Annotated in this window: 18 protein-coding genes; 8 read left to right on the forward strand and 10 right to left on the reverse strand. The window is 38.4% G+C overall.

What is annotated here, in order from left to right:
* Positions 1-4 precede the first annotated feature (4 nt).
* The 3 genes from MMY79_RS19055 (at position 5) to MMY79_RS19065 (ending at position 3,843) form a co-directional block, all read left to right on the forward strand.
* Entirely contained in the window at positions 5-2,188 is a 2,184-nt protein-coding gene (locus MMY79_RS19055) for a polysaccharide biosynthesis tyrosine autokinase (RefSeq protein WP_252610985.1), read from the forward strand.
* 191 nt (positions 2,189-2,379) lie between these two features.
* Positions 2,380-3,105 (forward strand): FKBP-type peptidyl-prolyl cis-trans isomerase, encoded by a 726-nt coding sequence (locus MMY79_RS19060; RefSeq protein ID WP_252610988.1) that lies wholly within the window; start codon positions 2,380-2,382, stop codon positions 3,103-3,105.
* Positions 3,106-3,153: 48 nt separating this feature from the next.
* A complete protein-coding gene (locus MMY79_RS19065) occupies positions 3,154-3,843 on the forward strand; it encodes an FKBP-type peptidyl-prolyl cis-trans isomerase (RefSeq protein WP_252610990.1) in 690 nt (229 codons plus the stop codon).
* 52 nt (positions 3,844-3,895) lie between these two features.
* Here the strand turns inward: MMY79_RS19065 and MMY79_RS19070 are convergent, their stop codons facing one another.
* From MMY79_RS19070 to ampD, 3 genes are all read right to left on the reverse strand, one after another.
* Positions 3,896-4,882, reverse strand: coding sequence for a right-handed parallel beta-helix repeat-containing protein (locus MMY79_RS19070; RefSeq protein ID WP_252610993.1), 987 nt, complete (start codon positions 4,880-4,882; stop codon positions 3,896-3,898).
* 84 nt (positions 4,883-4,966) lie between these two features.
* Positions 4,967-6,517: a murein biosynthesis integral membrane protein MurJ gene (gene murJ, locus MMY79_RS19075; protein WP_252610995.1), complete on the reverse strand. Its 1,551-nt coding sequence runs from the start codon at positions 6,515-6,517 to the stop codon at positions 4,967-4,969.
* Between the two features lie 72 nt (positions 6,518-6,589).
* Positions 6,590-7,159, reverse strand: a complete 570-nt coding sequence (gene ampD, locus MMY79_RS19080; protein WP_252610997.1) for a 1,6-anhydro-N-acetylmuramyl-L-alanine amidase AmpD — start codon at positions 7,157-7,159, stop codon at positions 6,590-6,592.
* Positions 7,160-7,330: 171 nt separating this feature from the next.
* On the opposite strand from ampD, the gene nadC reads away from it, so the two are divergent.
* Positions 7,331-8,176 (forward strand): carboxylating nicotinate-nucleotide diphosphorylase, encoded by an 846-nt coding sequence (nadC, locus tag MMY79_RS19085; protein WP_252610999.1) that lies wholly within the window; start codon positions 7,331-7,333, stop codon positions 8,174-8,176.
* Here nadC and MMY79_RS19090 read toward each other — a convergent pair.
* The 6 genes from MMY79_RS19090 to MMY79_RS19110 form a co-directional block, all read right to left on the reverse strand.
* The gene (locus tag MMY79_RS19090; protein WP_252611002.1) at positions 8,173-8,340 is read right to left on the reverse strand and encodes a hypothetical protein; all 168 of its coding nucleotides are present in this window, start codon (positions 8,338-8,340) and stop codon (positions 8,173-8,175) included. The two genes, nadC and MMY79_RS19090, sit on opposite strands and share 4 nt — an antisense overlap.
* Positions 8,341-8,804: 464 nt before the next feature.
* Positions 8,805-10,973: a phosphocholine-specific phospholipase C gene (locus MMY79_RS19095; protein WP_252611004.1), complete on the reverse strand. Its 2,169-nt coding sequence runs from the start codon at positions 10,971-10,973 to the stop codon at positions 8,805-8,807.
* Positions 10,974-10,994: 21 nt separating this feature from the next.
* Complete coding sequence (locus MMY79_RS19435; RefSeq protein WP_262409250.1) at positions 10,995-11,129, reverse strand: hypothetical protein; 135 nt, start codon at positions 11,127-11,129, stop codon at positions 10,995-10,997.
* Positions 11,130-11,263: 134 nt separating this feature from the next.
* Entirely contained in the window at positions 11,264-11,980 is a 717-nt protein-coding gene (gene rph, locus MMY79_RS19100) for a ribonuclease PH (RefSeq protein WP_016139679.1), read from the reverse strand.
* 125 nt (positions 11,981-12,105) lie between these two features.
* The gene (locus MMY79_RS19105; RefSeq protein ID WP_252611006.1) at positions 12,106-13,269 is read right to left on the reverse strand and encodes an acyl-CoA desaturase; all 1,164 of its coding nucleotides are present in this window, start codon (positions 13,267-13,269) and stop codon (positions 12,106-12,108) included.
* A gap of 33 nt (positions 13,270-13,302) precedes the next feature.
* Positions 13,303-14,328, reverse strand: coding sequence for a ferredoxin reductase (locus MMY79_RS19110; RefSeq protein ID WP_252611008.1), 1,026 nt, complete (start codon positions 14,326-14,328; stop codon positions 13,303-13,305).
* A 173-nt stretch (positions 14,329-14,501) separates the two neighbouring features.
* Between MMY79_RS19110 and MMY79_RS19115 the strand changes: the two genes are divergently transcribed.
* Positions 14,502-15,140: a TetR family transcriptional regulator gene (locus tag MMY79_RS19115; RefSeq protein ID WP_252611010.1), complete on the forward strand. Its 639-nt coding sequence runs from the start codon at positions 14,502-14,504 to the stop codon at positions 15,138-15,140.
* A gap of 138 nt (positions 15,141-15,278) precedes the next feature.
* Positions 15,279-15,926 carry a TetR/AcrR family transcriptional regulator gene (locus MMY79_RS19120; protein ID WP_005037677.1) on the forward strand — a complete coding sequence of 216 codons (648 nt, stop codon included), beginning with the start codon at positions 15,279-15,281 and terminating at the stop codon, positions 15,924-15,926.
* Positions 15,927-16,034: 108 nt separating this feature from the next.
* Here the strand turns inward: MMY79_RS19120 and MMY79_RS19125 are convergent, their stop codons facing one another.
* Entirely contained in the window at positions 16,035-16,652 is a 618-nt protein-coding gene (locus MMY79_RS19125; protein WP_016139684.1) for a thiol:disulfide interchange protein DsbA/DsbL, read from the reverse strand.
* Positions 16,653-16,832: 180 nt separating this feature from the next.
* On the opposite strand from MMY79_RS19125, the gene ubiG reads away from it, so the two are divergent.
* Together ubiG and MMY79_RS19135 are read left to right on the forward strand one after the other, a co-directional pair.
* Positions 16,833-17,546, forward strand: coding sequence for a bifunctional 2-polyprenyl-6-hydroxyphenol methylase/3-demethylubiquinol 3-O-methyltransferase UbiG (gene ubiG / locus MMY79_RS19130; RefSeq protein ID WP_003655787.1), 714 nt, complete (start codon positions 16,833-16,835; stop codon positions 17,544-17,546).
* Positions 17,543-18,244 carry an HAD-IA family hydrolase gene (locus MMY79_RS19135; RefSeq protein WP_252611012.1) on the forward strand — a complete coding sequence of 234 codons (702 nt, stop codon included), beginning with the start codon at positions 17,543-17,545 and terminating at the stop codon, positions 18,242-18,244. The genes ubiG and MMY79_RS19135 overlap by 4 nt, the downstream gene beginning before the upstream one ends.
* Positions 18,245-18,305 lie beyond the last annotated feature (61 nt).

Here is an 18,305-nt window from a genome sequence, read left to right on the forward strand (position 1 = left end):
GCTTATGAACCAAAATACTAATACCGAAGATACAATTGATCTAAAGGAATTATTCTTTTCACTGATTGCTCAGTGGAAACTTATCGCCCTCTGCATTATTTTAAGCCTTGTATGTGCACTACTCTATTTACGTGTGACGCCAGATACCTACTCGGTTGATGCATTAGTTCAGGTTGAAGACAGCAAAGGGGCTTCTGCTGCACTTTTAGGTGATTTATCACAGATGATTGAGCAAAAATCTCCTGCTCAAGCTGAAATTGAAATTCTAAAGTCTCGGTTAGTTCTAGGCTCGGTTATTAAAGAATTACATCTAGATATTCACGTTTCCAGTACAGAAAACACACTGACTCATCGTTTATTAAGTGACACTGAATATAAAGCTGAATACACTAAAAACTCAGTTTTATTTAAAGATGGCACTAAAAGTTTTGATATACGAAGATTTGAAGTACCTCAATATTATTTAGACAAACATCTTTTATTAAGCTTTAATCAAAAATCTTTTAAATTAATAGATCCTGAGACAGATGAGGTTGTACTCACTGCTCCAATAAATCAAAATAATCAAATTACAGGAGCCAATGGAATATGGAAGGTCGCAATCTTTACTAGAGATCTGTTAAGTTCAAAATATAATATTGAAAAACTATCTATTCCAGCAGCTGTAGACAACATAAGTTCAAATTATTCTGTAGCAGAACGCGGTAAATTAACGGGTATTCTTGGCTTAAATTACCAAGGGCATGACAAAGAACATATTACTCAAGTCTTAAATGCGATTTTAGTAACCTACGGCGCCCAAAATGTTGAGCGCCGTTCCGCAGAATCTGCTCAAACTTTAAAGTTTTTGGATGAACAACTCCCAGATCTTAAAAAGCAATTAGATGATGCAGAACGTCAATTTAACAAATTCCGTCAACAGTACAACACTGTTGATGTGACTAAAGAATCAGAGTTATATTTAACTCAAAGTATTACACTAGAAACAAAGAAAGCTGAGCTCGAACAAAAACAAGCGGAAATGGCAGCAAAATATACAGCTGAACACCCTGCAATGCGTGAAATTAATGGTCAACTTACAGCCGTTAATAAACAAATTGGTGAGCTCAACAGTACTTTGAAACAATTACCAGATGTACAACGCCAATATTTACAGCTGTATCGCGAAGTTGAAGTTAAAACTCAGCTTTATACAGCACTACTCAACTCTTATCAGCAACTCCGTATCGCAAAAGCAGGTGAGATCGGAAATGTACGCATAGTTGATACTGCCGTTGAGCCAGTCGAACCCATTAAACCTAAAAAGTTACAAGTCCTTATCTTATCCTTATTCTTAGGCGGATTTATTGGGACAGTTATTGCGTTACTTCGTAATATGTTACGTACAGGAATTAAAGATTCTGGACAAATTGAAAATGAACTGGATTTACCTGTTTATGCAACAGTTCCACGCTCTCCAATTCAAGAAAGTCGCATCAAAATTTTAAAGAAGAAGAAGAGTATTCCTATTCTTGCTGTTAAAAATAGTGATGATATTGCAATTGAAAGCTTACGTAGTATCCGTACTGCGATTCACTTTGCATTGGCGAGCGCGAAAAATAACATCATTATGATTGCAGGCCCTTCTCCAGAAGTAGGTAAATCATTTATTTCAACCAACCTCGCAACGATTTTTGCACAAGGTGATAAACGTGTATTACTCATTGATGCCGATATGCGTCGCGGTTATATGCACAAATATTTCGATGTTGATGTCAAACCAGGTCTTTCTGAATTATTGAGTGGACAAGCTGATCTACAAAAAGTTTTGCATAAGACTCCTGTGGCAAACCTTGATGTGATTACGCGTGGTAAGAGTCCAACAAATCCTTCAGAGATTTTAAGCTCAAACCAATTTAAAGAATTACTTGAACAGCTACAAACTCAATATGACCACATCATTATTGATACTCCACCAGTACTTGCAGTAACTGATGGTATTATTATTTCGCAATACACTGGTGTGAACTTAATTGTTGCTCGTTATGCTAAATCACAAATGAAAGAGCTTGAATTAACACTTAATCGCTTTGAACAAGCGGGTGTTAAAGTCAACGGCTTTATTCTCAATGACATTCAACGTGCTAGTGCTGGTTATGGTTACGGCTATAACTACGCCTATGCTTATAAAGCACAAAAAGAAGATTAAGCATAAAGTCATAAAAAAACCGGATCAAATGATCCGGTTTTTTTTATTTAAGATTTTTTAAGTATATCCCTACTAAAACTAACTAAAATATATAAAAAACCACTCGTTTTTTTTCTTAAACATTCTATGCTTAAGCATGCTAAGATCAAAAGCAGCCTTTTAGACTCAAATGATTATTTTTGGAACCTTTTATGAGTAAAGCCTTACCCATTGCTGTCGCTGTAGTTTTAGGCGGTGCTGCACTTGTACCAGTATATTATGCAAGCCAACATCCGACCACAGAAGTCGGAAGCAAGGCAAATAAAAATGCCTCTCCAATTGAAAAAATCAGTTATGTTCTTGGGTACGAAGTTGCTCAGCAAACTCCGCCTGAGCTAGATACAAAAGCATTTGTAAAAGGCATTCATGACGCTCGTAGTAAGCAGCCAAGTGCTTATACTCAAGAAGAGTTAAAAGCTGCTGTAACCGCTTATGAAAAAGAATTGCAGCAAAAAATGCAGCAACAAAATAAACCGGAACAAGCTGCTGGTATTCCTACTGAATCTGCCGATGCGCAGTTCCTTGCAGAAAATAAAACAAAAGCTGGTGTAAAAACAACCGCTTCTGGCTTGCAATATATCATTACGAAAGAAGGTACTGGCAAACAGCCAACAACTCAGTCAGTTGTTAAAGTACATTATGAAGGTCGTTTAATTAACGGTCAGGTTTTTGATAGTTCTTATAAACGCGGCGAGCCAGTTGAGTTCCCTCTTAATCAAGTAATTCCAGGTTGGACTGAGGGACTTCAATTAATGAAAGAAGGTGGTAAAGCGACGTTCTTCATTCCGTCAAATCTTGCATATGGTCCACAGGAAGTTCCTGGCATTCCAGCAAACAGTACACTGATTTTTGATGTAGAACTTATTTCAGTGAAATAAAAACATTCAGGAGAGTAGAACACTACTCTCCTTTTTTTGGAAAACGGCATGAAAAAAATCGGTTTAATTATTGCAGCATCAACAATGAGTTTATCTGTTTTTGCTGCAACTCCTATAACGAATAAAAGTCCAGCAAAAGAACAATTTAGTTATAGTTATGGCTATTTAATGGGTCGTAATAATACGGATGCGCTAACAGATCTGAATCTTGATATTTTTTACCAAGGTCTCCAAGAAGGCTCTCAAAGTAAAACAGCACGCTTAACTGATGAAGAAATGGCGAAAGCGATTAATGACTATAAGAAAACATTAGAAGCCAAACAACTCGTCGAATTTCAAAAAACAGGTCAACTAAACGCTCAAGCAGGCGCGGCATTTCTTGCTGACAATGCAAAAAAATCTGGTGTGATAACGACTAAATCTGGTCTCCAATACCAAGTGTTAAAAGAAGGTAATGGACAAAAACCGAAAGCCACCTCTCGCGTTAAAGTAAATTATGAAGGTCGTTTACTAGATGGAACTGTATTTGATAGTTCTATTGCTCGTAATCATCCAGTTGAGTTTCAGCTCAGCCAAGTCATTGCCGGTTGGACAGAAGGTCTACAAACCATGAAAGAAGGCGGAAAAACCCGTTTCTTTATACCTGCGAATCTTGCTTATGGCGAAGTCGGTGCTGGTGATACGATTGGTCCAAATAGCACTTTAATTTTTGATATTGAATTATTGCAAGTACATTGATTTACTATATAAAAAGAGACTTATAAAACTATCTAAGTCTCTTTTTATAAAATTATTTAAATTTAATCTGTTTATTAATTCTAAAATCCTCACACCATTGTCCAATATAAAGTTGTTTATCATTATTCATTTTTTCTAAATTAACAGTAAACTTTGAGTTTTCCCACTTACTAAAACATAAATTAGAATATTTATTCTTTTTATAATCTGTATTTAAAACAGTTATCTTTCCATTGATTTTAGAATCTACCCCATTAACTAAAAAACCAAAATTAGAGCCAAAATCTTTATGATTGTAAATATTAATACTTATCGGATTTAAACTCTCTTTATAAAATTTTAAGGTTGTCTGTATTCCCATACCTCTATTATTTTTTGTAATTATATTTTTAAAATTTAAATTTTTTAAAAAGGCTTTATTATCATTTGGTTCTATATCAATACCACTTCCTGGTGCTGCCCCACTAGTATTACTAATTGAAATTTTATTTGCATATAAATTTTGAGCAGAAATAATTGAAATTCCTTGTCTTCTATTATCATCTAATTTTAAATTTTCAAGATATATATTATCATTATTATATAATCCCTTTGAACCAATATAAATTGCATCACCCCACATTTTTTTAATTGACATATTTGATATATGAATATTCTGAGAATCTTTTATTTCAACTCCCATCCCCCAATCTCCACTTACTCCTTTATGAGTATATTTATCACCTACAATTACCCCACCCGTAATTGTAACATTTTTTACATTATGTATTCTAAAAACTTGATAACTGCTACTTTTATTTGGTATTACATTTAAAATTGTCTGAGGACTCATAGTTACTGTAACATTATCTTTTAATATAATAGAAGTTTCTGCATCTATTTTAAAATCACCTGCAGGAATATTTATGGTTTTATTCTCTTGGATTTGATTATTTAATATACTTGTAATATCTTCACCATTTTTATAAATTTCAGCATTAGCCAAAATAGGGTTAAAGGTTAATATAATTAACAAAGTTCTAAAAGAAAATATATCCATAAGATTAAACCCTATTTTCCAGTAATTAAGAATCAAAACTTAACTTCATAATATAAACAAAACTATTTAGTCTATTGTCTATTTTTAGTGTTTTAAGTCTCTAGGACGAAAACCTGTAACAACTAGAGCCACCAGATAAGCGACTACGCCGACTACACACAATCCAACCACTTCGGCAATGCGTAACCATTGTGAAACTTCACCGTTATACCAATTTAACCCAAACCAAAGTGCTGCAATCATGGCAAGGTTAGCCAAACCATATTGAAGCCCTAATTTTTTCCAATGCGAATCAAATCGGAAAATATTACGCTTATGTAAATAGAAATAGAGTAGACCCGCATTTACTAAAGCCGAGCCTGAAGATGCCAATGCAAGCGCCATATGCTCTGCATGCCAATCAATTAGCTTAAAGAAACCAATAAATACAACGTTTAAAATAGCATTCGCTGCGACTGACATTAAACCAACACGTACAGGGGTTTTAGTATCTTGCTGTGCATAAAAACCAGGCGCAAAGACTTTAATCAGCATAAATGAAATCACACCAGCACTCATACACTGTAGTGCAAGCGCTGTCATTTGTGTATCACGTAGGTCAAACTCGCCACGTTGGAATAATGCCTGAATAATTGGAGTAGAAAGCATAAATAAGGCAATACTTGCTGGTAAGCCAACTAATACAATAATTTTTGCAGCCCAGTCGATCATACCGCGGAACTTGGCTTGATCCTGTTCTGCATGACGTGCAGAAAGTGAAGGTAAAATCACTGTACCAATCGCAACGCCAATTAAACCTAACGGCAATTCAGTCATACGCTCTGCACTATAGAGCCAAGATACTGAACCATCTTGCATGAAAGAAGCCCAAATCGTATTTAACAACAGATTAATCTGGGTAACAGATACCCCAAATAATGCTGGCAGCATTAACTTTAAAATGCGTTCTACACCTTCATGTTTAAAATCAACTTTAGGTGGAATCAGTAGATTTTTACGCCACAATTCAGGAATTTGTATAGCTAACTGTAATATCCCTGCCACGACCACTGACCAACCTAAGGCTTTGATTGGTTCAGCCATATACGGTGTAAGCCACCATGCACCTGCGATCATCGCAACATTCAGCAAAACTGGTGAAAAAGCTGGTGAAGCAAACGAGCCATAACTATTTAAAATACTGCTAGCAAAGGCAGTCAGTGACATAAATAATAAATATGGGATGGTCAGACGGAACATGCTGACTGCTAAATCGAACTTCTCAGGATCGCTATGGAAACCCGGTGCGTACATATAAATGATTGCAGGTGCCAAAACCATAGCCACGAAAGTCAGTAGGGTCATGACTGTTAGCAAGCAGCCAAATACCCGACTAATCAAGATCTGTACTTCAGCGTGTGCTCGGCCTGTTTTATATTCAGTTAATACTGGAATAAAGGCCTGAGAAAAGGCGCCTTCGGCAAATAATCGTCGAAAGAAGTTGGGAATACGAAAAGCGACGACGAAGGTATCAAAATCTTTACCTGCACCAAACACGTTGAGCAATACGACGTCACGTACTAAGCCTAACACTCGTGACAACATCGTCATTGCACTGACAATAAAAGTCGATCGCCACAATGCCATCGTACTCACCTACAGCTATATTCGAAAGACGCTATTGTAATGAAACTAGAAAATCTTTTCGTTGTGAAATGATGAATGAACTCAACTTTTTTTCTGAGCAAGTAATTGTCTAAAGTGCTGCCATTTAAAATAAGGTCCCGGATCAGTTTTTCGGCCCGGTGCAATGTCTGAATGCCCTGCTATATGGTTTTTAATTTCGGGATAAGCCTGACGAATAGTCTTAACTACATCGGTTAATACTTCGTATTGTACTTCGTCAAACGGTAAATCATCACTTCCTTCAAGTTCTATTCCAATTGAATAATCATTGCATTCTACTTTGGCTAAATAGCTCGAACGTCCTGCATGCCATGCCCGATCATTAAAATTAACAAACTGTAGGACCTCCCCACTACGTAAAATCAGCAAGTGTGTAGAAACTTGCATGCCTTCAATAGTCTGGAAATAGGGATGAACTGACCAATCTAATTTATTTTGAAAAAACTGCTCAATATATCCGCCTCCAAATTGAGACGGCGGCAAGCTAATATTATGAACGACGATCATTTGAATTTCGGTACCAGTCGGCCGCTGGTTAAAATTTGGAGAAGGGATTTGTCTCGCCCCTTTTAATTGTCCATCTATAACTTCATACGGTGTGATTTGCTTCATTGAGATGCCAATAAATTGCTTGCCCATTGTTTTAGTTTAAAGCAGTTATCTACTTTGCAAAGCAGTAAATGCGATTGTTTATCACGATTAATCTCATAAAACAGCTTATTTTTAAAGTCGACGGTGCTAATATATCGCAAGTTTTAGGGTCATCTACAAAATGGAAACCGTATGAGCATACCTCAGTCTTTGCTTGAACAATCAATTCAAATCAATATTCAACAAGCATTACAAGAAGATATTGGGGACGGCGATATTACCGCTATGCTCACGCCTGAAGATGAGCAGGCAACCGCGACCATTATTAGCCGTGAACATATGGTTTTAACTGGACAACCTTGGGTCAATGCACTCATCTCAGCTTATGACAATACCGTTCAGGTGACTTGGTTAAAACAAGAAGGTGAACGTGTTGCTGCAAACGAAGCATTTTTAAAACTTGCCGGTTCTGCACGTAGCTTACTTACTGTAGAGCGTCCTGCTTTAAACTTTATTCAAACTTTATCTGCGGTTGCAACAAAAACTGCTGAATACGTTCAACAGCTTGAAGGTTTAAATACAAAACTTCTCGATACACGTAAAACCTTACCAGGCTTACGTATTGCACAGAAATATGCTGTGGCTATTGGTGGCGGACAGAACCATCGTCTCGGTTTATTTGATGCATTCTTAATTAAAGAAAATCACATTATGGCAGCGGGCGGTATTGCTCAGGCAATTGCACAAGCACATCAAATTGCACCGGGTAAACCTGTTGAAGTCGAAGTTGAAACTTGGGATGAGTTAAATCAAGCGCTTGAAGCAGGTGCAGACATTGTGATGCTCGACAACTTCAGTCAACAACAAATGATTGATGCTGTAAAACATGTTGCTGGCCGCTGTAAGCTCGAAGCATCAGGCAATATCACCATTGAAAACTTGCGCGAAGTTGCCACCACTGGTGTTGACTACATTTCTATGGGTGTGCTGACTAAAGATGTTAGAGCTGTTGATTTATCAATGCGTTTTAATGCTTAAATAAAATCTGCGTCATTATTAGTATTTTTTTGCGACTTGGTCATATCCGTGGCTTGTGTTTTTTGCCATGCTGACTGAGTCGCTTGTGCCCCATTATCTCGTGGGTCAGCAGCCATTAAAACAAATGTAACTACTGCTAATAATACAATAAAACCTTGTAGCATAAATTTTCCCCATCGCTTTAAAAAAATCAGGGTTCCAAGGTAAAAGATAAATATGACGAGGCTTAGGAGATTCTGTTACAAAAGGTAAGTCTTTATTTTTATTATTCATCGGTACAACAGCCTCACCCGCAAATAAAGTTTTATATCAACAGCCTAAACCCTGTATTTACTATCGTGACAGGAATATCTTGTTTCTCTTTATCAACCTACACGACGGAGTCTTACCGTCTAGATTTTTTTTGCCAACAGCTAATTCTGTTACTTTGGTTTTGCCCTGAATGGCGACTAAAGCCATGCAAGGCAAAAGGCATTGCCATCTGCAAAACCTGCCCACTTTCATCCTTTATCCTATTTTGTTGCAAAAATAAGATCCTTATAGATTATAGACAGGTTGCAGATGACTTTTAGCACCAGCTAATGAGGAATAAATTCCAATACCCTCATTAAGGGAAAAACTTACCAGCTTAAGACTCTACATAACCCATATACGGATCAGAAATTGAATCTTCTTGAGTTTCTATACGACCCGCAAAACGGCGGCTGAAAGTAGCATCATCAGCTAAGGTCACAGTGAAGTCGTACCAACCTCCAAATTCAGACATATCCCAAACCAGTTCTTTTTCAGAACTATTCGTTTCTATAGCCCATGTCTTATTTGGAAAATAAGCATTTGCTTTGACTGTGAGCTTAACTGACTTATTACCATCGTGACGCACTTTTAAATACAAATTCGCATCACACTCTTCCACACAGACTCTAATTTCTGGCAATGCTTGAGTTTGGTTGGCTTGGCTTAAATTACCTTTAAACGCGCGGTGGAAACCATTTGGACCGAGCACCCATAAATCGTACTGTCCATTTATAGTATTCCATACATCATCAAGCTGTTTACCCGCCTCAACCATGTAACGACGAGGAGCTACCGTAAGATCTAATCGGTTATACACATGAAAAACAGCTGCCTGCTTGCCAGTATTTGAGAACATCAGCTTTACAGTCTTTTGTGCTGCATCGACTTTGGCACTGGTGTGCAAAATATATGGCAAAGCACGCGATGGTCTAATTCCCATTTCCTGCTGTGCAAATTCCTGTTGGTTTGGAATCGGAACTTGCAGCAATAGCTCTTGAGCAACACGAATCGCATCGGCCTCAGCTTTTGTTTTTTTCCCATTTAGTTCAGCGACAGGCAAAATATTCGGTGTTTTAAAATCAAAAGCTGTCGTTAAGTCACCACATACGGCACGGCGATATGGACTAATATTTGGCTCTTGCACACCAAAACGTTTTTCTAAGAATTGTAAAATAGAGGTATGGTCAAAGACTTGTGAATTCACCCAGCCACCACGGCTCCACGGAGAAATCACATACATTGGAACGCGTACCCCAGGCCCATACACCCGCCCGTCTGTTGCAGGTTGAGATTTTGAAGTCGCTACTGCTGGATGGTTAAAGTATTCATAAGATACTTGTTGATCACTTAATGTCGTTTTCCCTTGAACTACACCCGTTTCATCTTTAGACGGTGCACTTGGTGAAGGAATATGGTCAAAGAAACCATCATTCTCATCAAAATTCACCAATAAAACGGTTTGGCTCCACAGTTCAGGATTTTCAGTTAATGCATTTAATACTTCCTGCATATACCAAGCGCCCTGCACAGGACTAGATGGTCCGGGGTGTTCGCTATAGGTCGCAGGAGCGACTAACCAACTCACTTGCGGCAATTTACCTTGTGCAATATCAGCTTTAAAGGTTCCCAAAAAACCACCATCGGGCATTGTGTTAGCAATACCCTTATAAAGCGGCTGTGTTGCATCGATTTTTTCATCGTATGCAGGGCATGTCGGCGTGTCGTTACTGACAGGTTGACCAGATTGTTCGTTTGCACGGCGATATTGTTTAAAGCCTGCAAGCGGGTTATCGGTAAAGTTATCTGGCATGTTTTGATAAACTTTCCATGTCACCCCAGCCTGCTGTAAGCGCTCAGGATAAGTCGTCCATTCATAACCTTCTGTTGATGGCCCAATCCCATCAAATTCATTTACCACACTAGCTACACCTGCACCTGTAGGGCCATTGGTTCCCGTCCAGATAAATTTACGGTTTGGATTAGTTCCCGCATGCATAGCACAGTGGTAGGCATCACAAATCGTAAAAGCATTGGCTAAAGCAAACTGATATTCGACTTCTTGTTTTTTGTAGTAGCCCATCGACTGTGGTTTTTTATGCGCGACCCAATCACTCATACGACCATTGTCCCAAGCTCCTTGACCATCTGACCATGAATGATTTGTACCAGTAACACGCTGTGCGTTTCCTAAACGGCTGTCTAAATGGTAAGGCAATACTTTCTTTTTATTAGCATCATATTGCTCCCATACTTTTCGCCCTTCCGTCATTGGAATAGTAAAGCGGTCACCGAAACCACGCACGCCTTTTAGTGTTCCGAAATAATTATCGAATGAGCGGTTTTCCTGAGTCAAAATCACGATGTGTTTAACATCTTGAATAGTCCCATTTTCAACCTTAGCATCAATTGCAAGGGCTTTTTGAATACTCAGAGGGAAACTCGCCAAAGCAGCTGTCCCAAACATTGTTTTTGTAGAATTTAAAAGAAATTCGCGACGATTCATTAGTTCTATCCTAAGTTCTTATTATGGTGCACAGTGCATTTTGCAATTACTGGTTGGCGGTGTTGTTGGCGATGAATTATCTGAGTCGTTATCATCGTTACAAGCACTGAGCAGAAGTGCTAAAGAAGTAATTAATAGAAGTGAAAGTTTTCGCATTGGTTTTTTCCAAACGGTTTAAATGCGAACTACTAATAAAGTGAAAAAGTGACAGGCAGGTGATGTTTTTATGTCGATTTGATGAAGACATAAAAAAACGCATCCGAAGATGCGTTTTTTTAGAAAGCCTAAAATTACCAGCCTAAAGCTTCTTGTTGCTTTTTAATCAGCTCGGCAATTCCTTTTTCAGCCATTTCTAACATGTCATTGCTTTGTGCACGAGTAAATGGTTTATCTTCAGCTGTACCTTGAATTTCAATAAATTCGCCAGCTTGTGTCATCACCACGTTTAAGTCAGTTTGACAGTTCGAATCTTCTTCATAGCAAAGATCAAGTAATACTTCGTCTTGATAAATACCAACAGAGATTGCTGCCACTAAACTTTTTAGTGGATCTTGTTTAATTTTTTTGTTGCTGAGCAATACATTCATCGCATCAACCAAAGCAACAGCTGCACCAGTGATGGCTGCTGTTCGTGTCCCGCCATCAGCTTGAATCACATCACAGTCAACTGTAATCGTGTTCTCACCCAATTTTTTCAAATCCACCATGGCACGTAGGCTACGACCAATCAGACGTTGGATTTCCTGTGTTCGGCCCGACTGTTTACCACGTGCTGCTTCACGGTCACTACGAGTATGGGTTGAACGCGGTAACATGCCATATTCAGCAGTAACCCAGCCCTGTCCTTTTCCTTTTAAAAATCGTGGCACTGAATTATCGATACTTGCAGTACACAATACTTTGGTATGACCAAACTCAACCAGAACTGAACCTTCTGCGTAACGGGTATAGTTGCGTGTAATTTTTACTTCACGTAACTGGTCTAATGCTCTTTGGTCAATACGCATAATGATTCCTTAAAACAATGGCACAAATATAATTGCACCGTAGTATATCTCAATTACACGTACTTTCCCTTTTACTTATTGGTAAAGAGCATCGCTTGATAACTCAAACAATGCTCTATCTTTAATTAAACAGCTTTGCCAAACATGCCTTTCACTGTCTCAACAAAGGTCCGCTTGGTCGACACCAAACGATCAACCACATTATCAGGCAAAGAGTGAACAGCCAGACGTTTATATACACTCACAATTTGAGATCCAAAGGGTGCGGTATTGTACTGTTGACCGAACTCTGCACAAACTTCACGTACTTTAGGTGCCATCTCTTGATAGCGGTTGGCAGGTACATCGGGAAACAAATGGTGCTCGATTTGATGACTCAAGTTACCACTCAAGAAATGCATGATTTTACCGCCAGTAAAGTTTGCTGAACCACGAATCTGACGCAAGTACCACTCTGCTTTGGTTTCATTATCAATATTGTCAGTGATAATTTCAGAGTCTTCTGTGAAATGGCCACAATAAATCACGGTCGATGCCCAGTAGTTACGGATCAAGTTAGCAAAAAAGTTACCAACCAATACTGGCAAGAACATTGGTCCTGCAATGAGTGGGAACAGCACATAATCTTTACCAAACTGACGTACCATTTTTTTACGTAGATTTTTGGATTCTACATATACTTCTTTCCAAGTTTTGGTGCCATCAAACAACACTTTTTCCATTTCTAGACGTTGTAAAGCCAGTAGCCATTCAAAACCTGTTGACAATACAAAACCCATTGGCACGTTGAATAAAAAACGGGTTTCCCACTTTTGCTCACGGCTCATGCGCATCACACCATAACCGCTAATATCATGATCCATGCCAAACACATTGGTATAGGTATGATGCTTATAGTTATGGGTATATTTCCAGTCTTCACCTGTACACACCGTATCCCAGTCATAGGTTGCACCGTTAAGCGTCAGATCATTTAACCAGTCAAACTGACCATGCATCACATTATGACCGAGTTCCATGTTTTCAACGATTTTAGATACGCCTAGCATAGCCATACCCAACAACCATACAGGTGGAATCCAACCACCAAACATCAACATGCCACGTGATGCAATTTCGGTGTAGCGTACAAAATTACGTACTTTGTAAATATATTTTGAATCTTGCTCCCCAAGATCTTTCATCACTTCAAGACGAATTTCTTCAATACGGCGACCAAAAGCTTCTGTTTGCTCTGGGGTTAAATGTGCCGATTTTGATGTTGCTTTAAGTTCTACTGCCATATTCATAATGGTATCCTCAAATCTCTTTTATGTTTGTTTTTATAGATCAATAGTGACTGGGCTTAATGCCTGGTTCACGCATAACTTAATTGCACGATTTGGTTGATCGTCAATTTCACCTGTTAATATATTCTGGGTAACACCACTGACTTTGGTACACGTACATTGGTTACATACACCCATACGACAACCATGCTGTGGACGTAAACCAGCCTGCTCTGCACTGCTTAATAACGTTGTCGTGGCAATAAAGTTTTGTTGTGAACGACGAAATACGATGGGTTGTGCTTCATTAGACTGTTCAATTTGAACAGGCATGAAAAACTCTTGATGAAGCTGCGACTGAGCACTTTGCTGCGCATAAATTTCATTTGCCTGTTGCATCATGCCGTGGTGTCCACACACATACGTTGCGGTCTGTGCGTAATCAGGAACCAACTTTTGCAATAGGTCTTCAGTTAAATGCTGCTTTTGCTCGGCTGTATTAAAAAAATGATAGTGAAGCTCTGGATGCTTTTCTGCCAAAGCTTTTAATTCAGCATGAAAAATTTCTGCACGATTAAAGTAAATGACATGAATCTGTTTAAGCTGCTGCTTCAAAGCTTGCTGCAACAGTGAATAAATTGCAGTAATACCACTCCCTGACGCAATTAAAATCGCAGGTTGCTGGTCTTGGTGCAAAGTAAAATCACCTTGTGGCTGTGAAATCTCAATGCACTCACCAACATGCAATCGTTGAACTGCACTAGACACTAAGCCTTGTACTTTAATACCTAAAGAGATTTCACCTTGAGGAGTTACTTCAATAATTGAATAACTACGCTGTTGGTAAACTCCATCTATCAGTAGTGTTAATAGAATACTTTGCCCAGCACGTACCTGATCGAAATTAAAATTACGATTCGGTTTAAGCTTAATAAGCACCATATCGGTATGTAGAGACTGAACTGCAATAACTTCTGCAAGTACGCGTTTCCAAGCCCAAGTCACGTTAATTTTCTGCAAAACAAAATCAACGAAATCTTCTCGGACCAAATGTGGCTGATAACTAAGTGTTGCGTTCATACGTTCCTCTTTTGTATCTGGCTATTTATTTGAGTGAACACATGTTCGTATAGTGAACATATGTACACTATATTTATAACTGTTCACTCAGTCAACACTTGTTCACTATTTTTTTTATGAAAGTTTGCTCTTTTTTGTTAGACTCTGGCTCACGGTTTAAATAGGCTCTTTTAATGTCGATACGGGATGAACGAAAACAGCAAAGTCGTCAAGCACTTCTAGATGCAGCCTTGCATCTGAGCACGTCTGGGCGCTCGTTCAGTAGTATCAGTTTGCGTGAAGTTGCACGTGAAGTTGGTTTGGTACCGACAGCGTTCTATCGCCATTTTCAAGATATGGATGAACTTGGCAAGGAACTGGTTGACCAAGTCGCGCTACATTTAAAAAGTGTTTTACATCAACTGGGTCAAAGTTATTTACAACATAAATCGACCAAAACTCAGACCAGCATTGAGCTATTTGTTCAGGCGGTAAATCATAGCCCTAAGCAGTGGCAATTTATGATTTCCGAGCGTTGGGGCGGTTCAGAAACGGTTCGTGCAGCCATTGCTAGAGAAATCGAATTTCTGATTGAAGATCTAACAACTGATCTGACTAAACTCGAAAATTTTAAACATATTCAACAACCTCAAGACTTAAATGTCCTATCCACTATTTTGACCAACATGTCATTTACATGGGCAATGACATGGCTCAACCTATCAAAACAATATCAAGGTGATCAGCTCAAGCTGCAACAAACTGCCTTTATTGAAAATGCGTCTACACAAGTTCGCTTACTCTTTAGAGGGATTGCAAACTGGGAACGTTAGAAGCGGCAAATGACAAAAAACAGGTTATGTGGTAATACGTAAAGAGAGAAAGAAAAAGGCTAAAAATTTCGAGAAAAGTCTTTTTCTTTTTTACAGGAAGTAAATTATTAGTTAGGCCAAACTGGTGTGGGAATACCTATGAATCTTGATCGTCATACACAGTTTTTGATGCGCAAAGAAAAAATTCTAAGCGTGGCAGAAAAGTTGTTACTAGAAAACAATCAGGAAATTACTCTAGATGAGTTAGTGGCCGAGCTAGATATTGCTAAAGGCACACTTTATAAGCATTTTAGAAGTAAAAATGAGCTTCTGCTTGAGCTCATTATTCAAAATGAAAAGCAAATTTTAGAAATTTCTAAAAAATATAATACAGATTTCAAAGAGTATGCCCCTCATTACATGCTTCATCATTTGCTCACGCCGGGAAAAACCATTTTATTGCATCAACTTGAAGAAAATCTGACAATGACAGAGTCTAAGTTGAAGCATCTTTTCGAAGAGCTTTATGAAATCCGCCAACAGCGTATTTTAGCAATTAAAGATATTACAGAAAATTATTTAAAATCATTAAATTATGATATGTCGATTCGTGATTATTTGTCTTATATTTGGTCACTGACTTATGGTGCATCACTGCTTTTAAATTCTACGTATTACCAGCGCTCTATTGGTTCTCGCCAAAAATTAATTAATTTATATATTAATCAGGCATTATCACTGCCCACTCAAACTGTTAATTTTGATGTTTTAAATTTTCAAATTGAAGATGAAAACCCAAAAAATTAATTGAAATATTTCGTGATCATTAACAAAAAATTAAACATCGATATAAATTTTAATTAAATAAAAATGGGCTTCATTCGAAGCCCATTTTTGAAGTAAAGCCTAAACAACTTATTTTGCTTTACGTTCTTTCTCAATTAAATAATTAAGAACTTGAGTAACTTTACCATCTTCACCCTGTACAACATATTTACCATTAACGACAACCGCAGGAACACCTGTTAATTGGTACTGTTGAGCAAGTTTATTTGACTCGGCAACTTTTGCAGTCACGGCAAATGAGTTGTAAGTGCTATTAAACTTCTGTTCAGGCACGCCATAACGAGTAAAGAACTTCGCAGCAGAAGCCTGATCAAAAATTTGCTGACCATTCACCTGAATCGCATGGAATAATGGTAAATGCGTGCGTTTACGTACACCTAATGCCTCAGATGTATAATAAGTACGCGCCCCTTGTTCCCACATTTTATTCATTGCAGCTGGTGTACGTACAAAACGCACATCGTTAGGAATCTGTTTTAACCACGTTTGCATATGCGGTTCAAGTTTAAAACAGTGTGGACATCCATACCAAAAGAACTCTCGAACTTCGATTTTCCCCGGAACTTCCACTTTGCCTGGATTGGCAATCACGGTGTAGTCTTTACCAGCAACAAAATCTGCTGCCATTGCACCACCCGATACGGCCATAATTGCTGCGCTTAAACCACCCAAAACCAATTTTTTCATTGCTACAGCTTTTCCTCTAAGTTGTTATGCATTAGCTTATGCTCTAAATATAAAACAAATATGCTAAATTCGTTTTGCTTCTGTGAAGTTTTTTATTGGGTTTATCGCTTTTTTCCCAATAATCGCTACACTAACGGCGAACTATATCCAAAAAGATAACTCAAGTTTAGAGGTAGCACCATGTCGCAATTGAATGTTGATTTACAAGAAATCGCAAAGTTTGAAGCACTTGCTGCCAAATGGTGGGATCAACATTCTGAATTTCGCCCACTTCATCAAATTAATCCACTACGTTTAAACTGGATTGATGAGCGTGTAGGCGGCCTTGCTGGTAAGAAAGTACTTGATGTCGGTTGTGGTGGCGGTATTTTGGCAGAGAGCATGGCACGTCGTGGAGCAGATGTACTTGGTATTGATATGGGCGAAGCACCGCTAGCTGTTGGCCGTTTGCATGCTCAGCAAGACAATGTTCAAAATATTGAATATCGCCAAATTCCTGTAGAAGAATTAGCACAAGAACAAGCAGGTCAATACGATGTGGTAACTTGCATGGAAATGATGGAACACGTTCCAGATCCAGCATCTATTGTAAGAGCTTGTCAGGCTTTGGTTAAACCGGGTGGCCATGTGTTCTTCTCAACTATTAACCGTAACCCAAAATCTTATTTATTTGCCATTATTGGCGCAGAATACGTACTACGCATGTTGCCAAAAGGTACACATGATTATCATAAATTTATTCGACCATCTGAAATGGCACATGACATTCGTAATGCAGGTCTTACTCTAAAAGAAATGACAGGACTGCACTACAACCCGCTGACCAAGCATTACTGGTTAGCGCCAAATGTTGACGTTAATTATATGGTTCACACGATAAATACAGGTGCATGATGAAAGCTGTTTTATTTGATTTAGACGGTACTCTTATCGATACGGCTGCCGACTTCATTCGTATTATTCAGCAAATGTGCCGTGATGAAAAACGCCCTGTTGTTGATGCCGACCTCATTCGCACTCAGGTTTCTGAAGGTGCACGTGCGATGGTGAAATTGGTCTATCCAGAGCTGGATGTGACCAATCCAATTTTCTTGGCACATCGACAAAACTTTTTAGATATTTACGGCAATAATATTGTGGTTGATACAGACCTGTTTGAAGGCATGTATCCACTTTTAGAAGAGTTAGAGGCTCAGCAAATTCCGTGGGGTATTGTGACCAATAAACCACGCGGATTAAGTGAAGCTCTTTTAGAAAAGTTAAATCTGACCGAACGCTGCGCGGTTTTGGTGTGTCCTGAAGATGTCAGTAAAACTAAGCCAGATCCAGAACCAATGTATTTGGCGGCTAAACAGTTAAATATCCCAGCAAATGAAATTATTTATGTGGGTGACCATCCACGTGATATTGATGCTGGTCGATATGCCAATATGTATACTATTTTGGCTGCATATGGCTATTTACCAATCGAACATCGTGATGATCTCGCTGCATGGCAGGCCGACTCGATTGTAAATACGGTGACAGAATTACACCATATGTTACGTCAAAAGCTTCCTGCTCTACAGGAAAATCAGCGTATGATAGGTTAACATAAGAGTTTTATAGGCTTTTTTAACAGTTCTTTGTTTTATCAATATAAAAAGAAGGAGG

It is taken from the genome of Acinetobacter sp. XS-4, from assembly GCF_023920705.1.
Taxonomy (GTDB): Bacteria; Pseudomonadota; Gammaproteobacteria; order Pseudomonadales; family Moraxellaceae; genus Acinetobacter.

Excerpts from the sequence above, each read along its gene's own strand:
- MMY79_RS19135 (WP_252611012.1), top strand. The coding sequence starts at position 17,543 with ATGATGAAAGCTGTTTTATTTGATTTAGACGGTACTCTTATCGATACG.
- ampD (WP_252610997.1), bottom strand. The coding sequence starts at position 7,159 with ATGAAGCAAATCACACCGTATGAAGTTATAGATGGACAATTAAAAGGG.
- MMY79_RS19065 (WP_252610990.1), top strand. The coding sequence starts at position 3,154 with ATGAAAAAAATCGGTTTAATTATTGCAGCATCAACAATGAGTTTATCT.
- ubiG (WP_003655787.1), top strand. The coding sequence starts at position 16,833 with ATGTCGCAATTGAATGTTGATTTACAAGAAATCGCAAAGTTTGAAGCA.
- MMY79_RS19115 (WP_252611010.1), top strand. The coding sequence starts at position 14,502 with ATGTCGATACGGGATGAACGAAAACAGCAAAGTCGTCAAGCACTTCTA.
- rph (WP_016139679.1), bottom strand. The coding sequence starts at position 11,980 with ATGCGTATTGACCAAAGAGCATTAGACCAGTTACGTGAAGTAAAAATT.
- MMY79_RS19055 (WP_252610985.1), top strand. The coding sequence starts at position 5 with ATGAACCAAAATACTAATACCGAAGATACAATTGATCTAAAGGAATTA.
- MMY79_RS19120 (WP_005037677.1), top strand. The coding sequence starts at position 15,279 with ATGAATCTTGATCGTCATACACAGTTTTTGATGCGCAAAGAAAAAATT.
- MMY79_RS19070 (WP_252610993.1), bottom strand. The coding sequence starts at position 4,882 with ATGGATATATTTTCTTTTAGAACTTTGTTAATTATATTAACCTTTAAC.
- MMY79_RS19090 (WP_252611002.1), bottom strand. The coding sequence starts at position 8,340 with ATGCTACAAGGTTTTATTGTATTATTAGCAGTAGTTACATTTGTTTTA.
- MMY79_RS19095 (WP_252611004.1), bottom strand. The coding sequence starts at position 10,973 with ATGAATCGTCGCGAATTTCTTTTAAATTCTACAAAAACAATGTTTGGG.
- MMY79_RS19435 (WP_262409250.1), bottom strand. The coding sequence starts at position 11,129 with ATGCGAAAACTTTCACTTCTATTAATTACTTCTTTAGCACTTCTGCTC.
- MMY79_RS19110 (WP_252611008.1), bottom strand. The coding sequence starts at position 14,328 with ATGAACGCAACACTTAGTTATCAGCCACATTTGGTCCGAGAAGATTTC.
- MMY79_RS19105 (WP_252611006.1), bottom strand. The coding sequence starts at position 13,269 with ATGAATATGGCAGTAGAACTTAAAGCAACATCAAAATCGGCACATTTA.
- MMY79_RS19060 (WP_252610988.1), top strand. The coding sequence starts at position 2,380 with ATGAGTAAAGCCTTACCCATTGCTGTCGCTGTAGTTTTAGGCGGTGCT.
- nadC (WP_252610999.1), top strand. The coding sequence starts at position 7,331 with ATGAGCATACCTCAGTCTTTGCTTGAACAATCAATTCAAATCAATATT.
- MMY79_RS19125 (WP_016139684.1), bottom strand. The coding sequence starts at position 16,652 with ATGAAAAAATTGGTTTTGGGTGGTTTAAGCGCAGCAATTATGGCCGTA.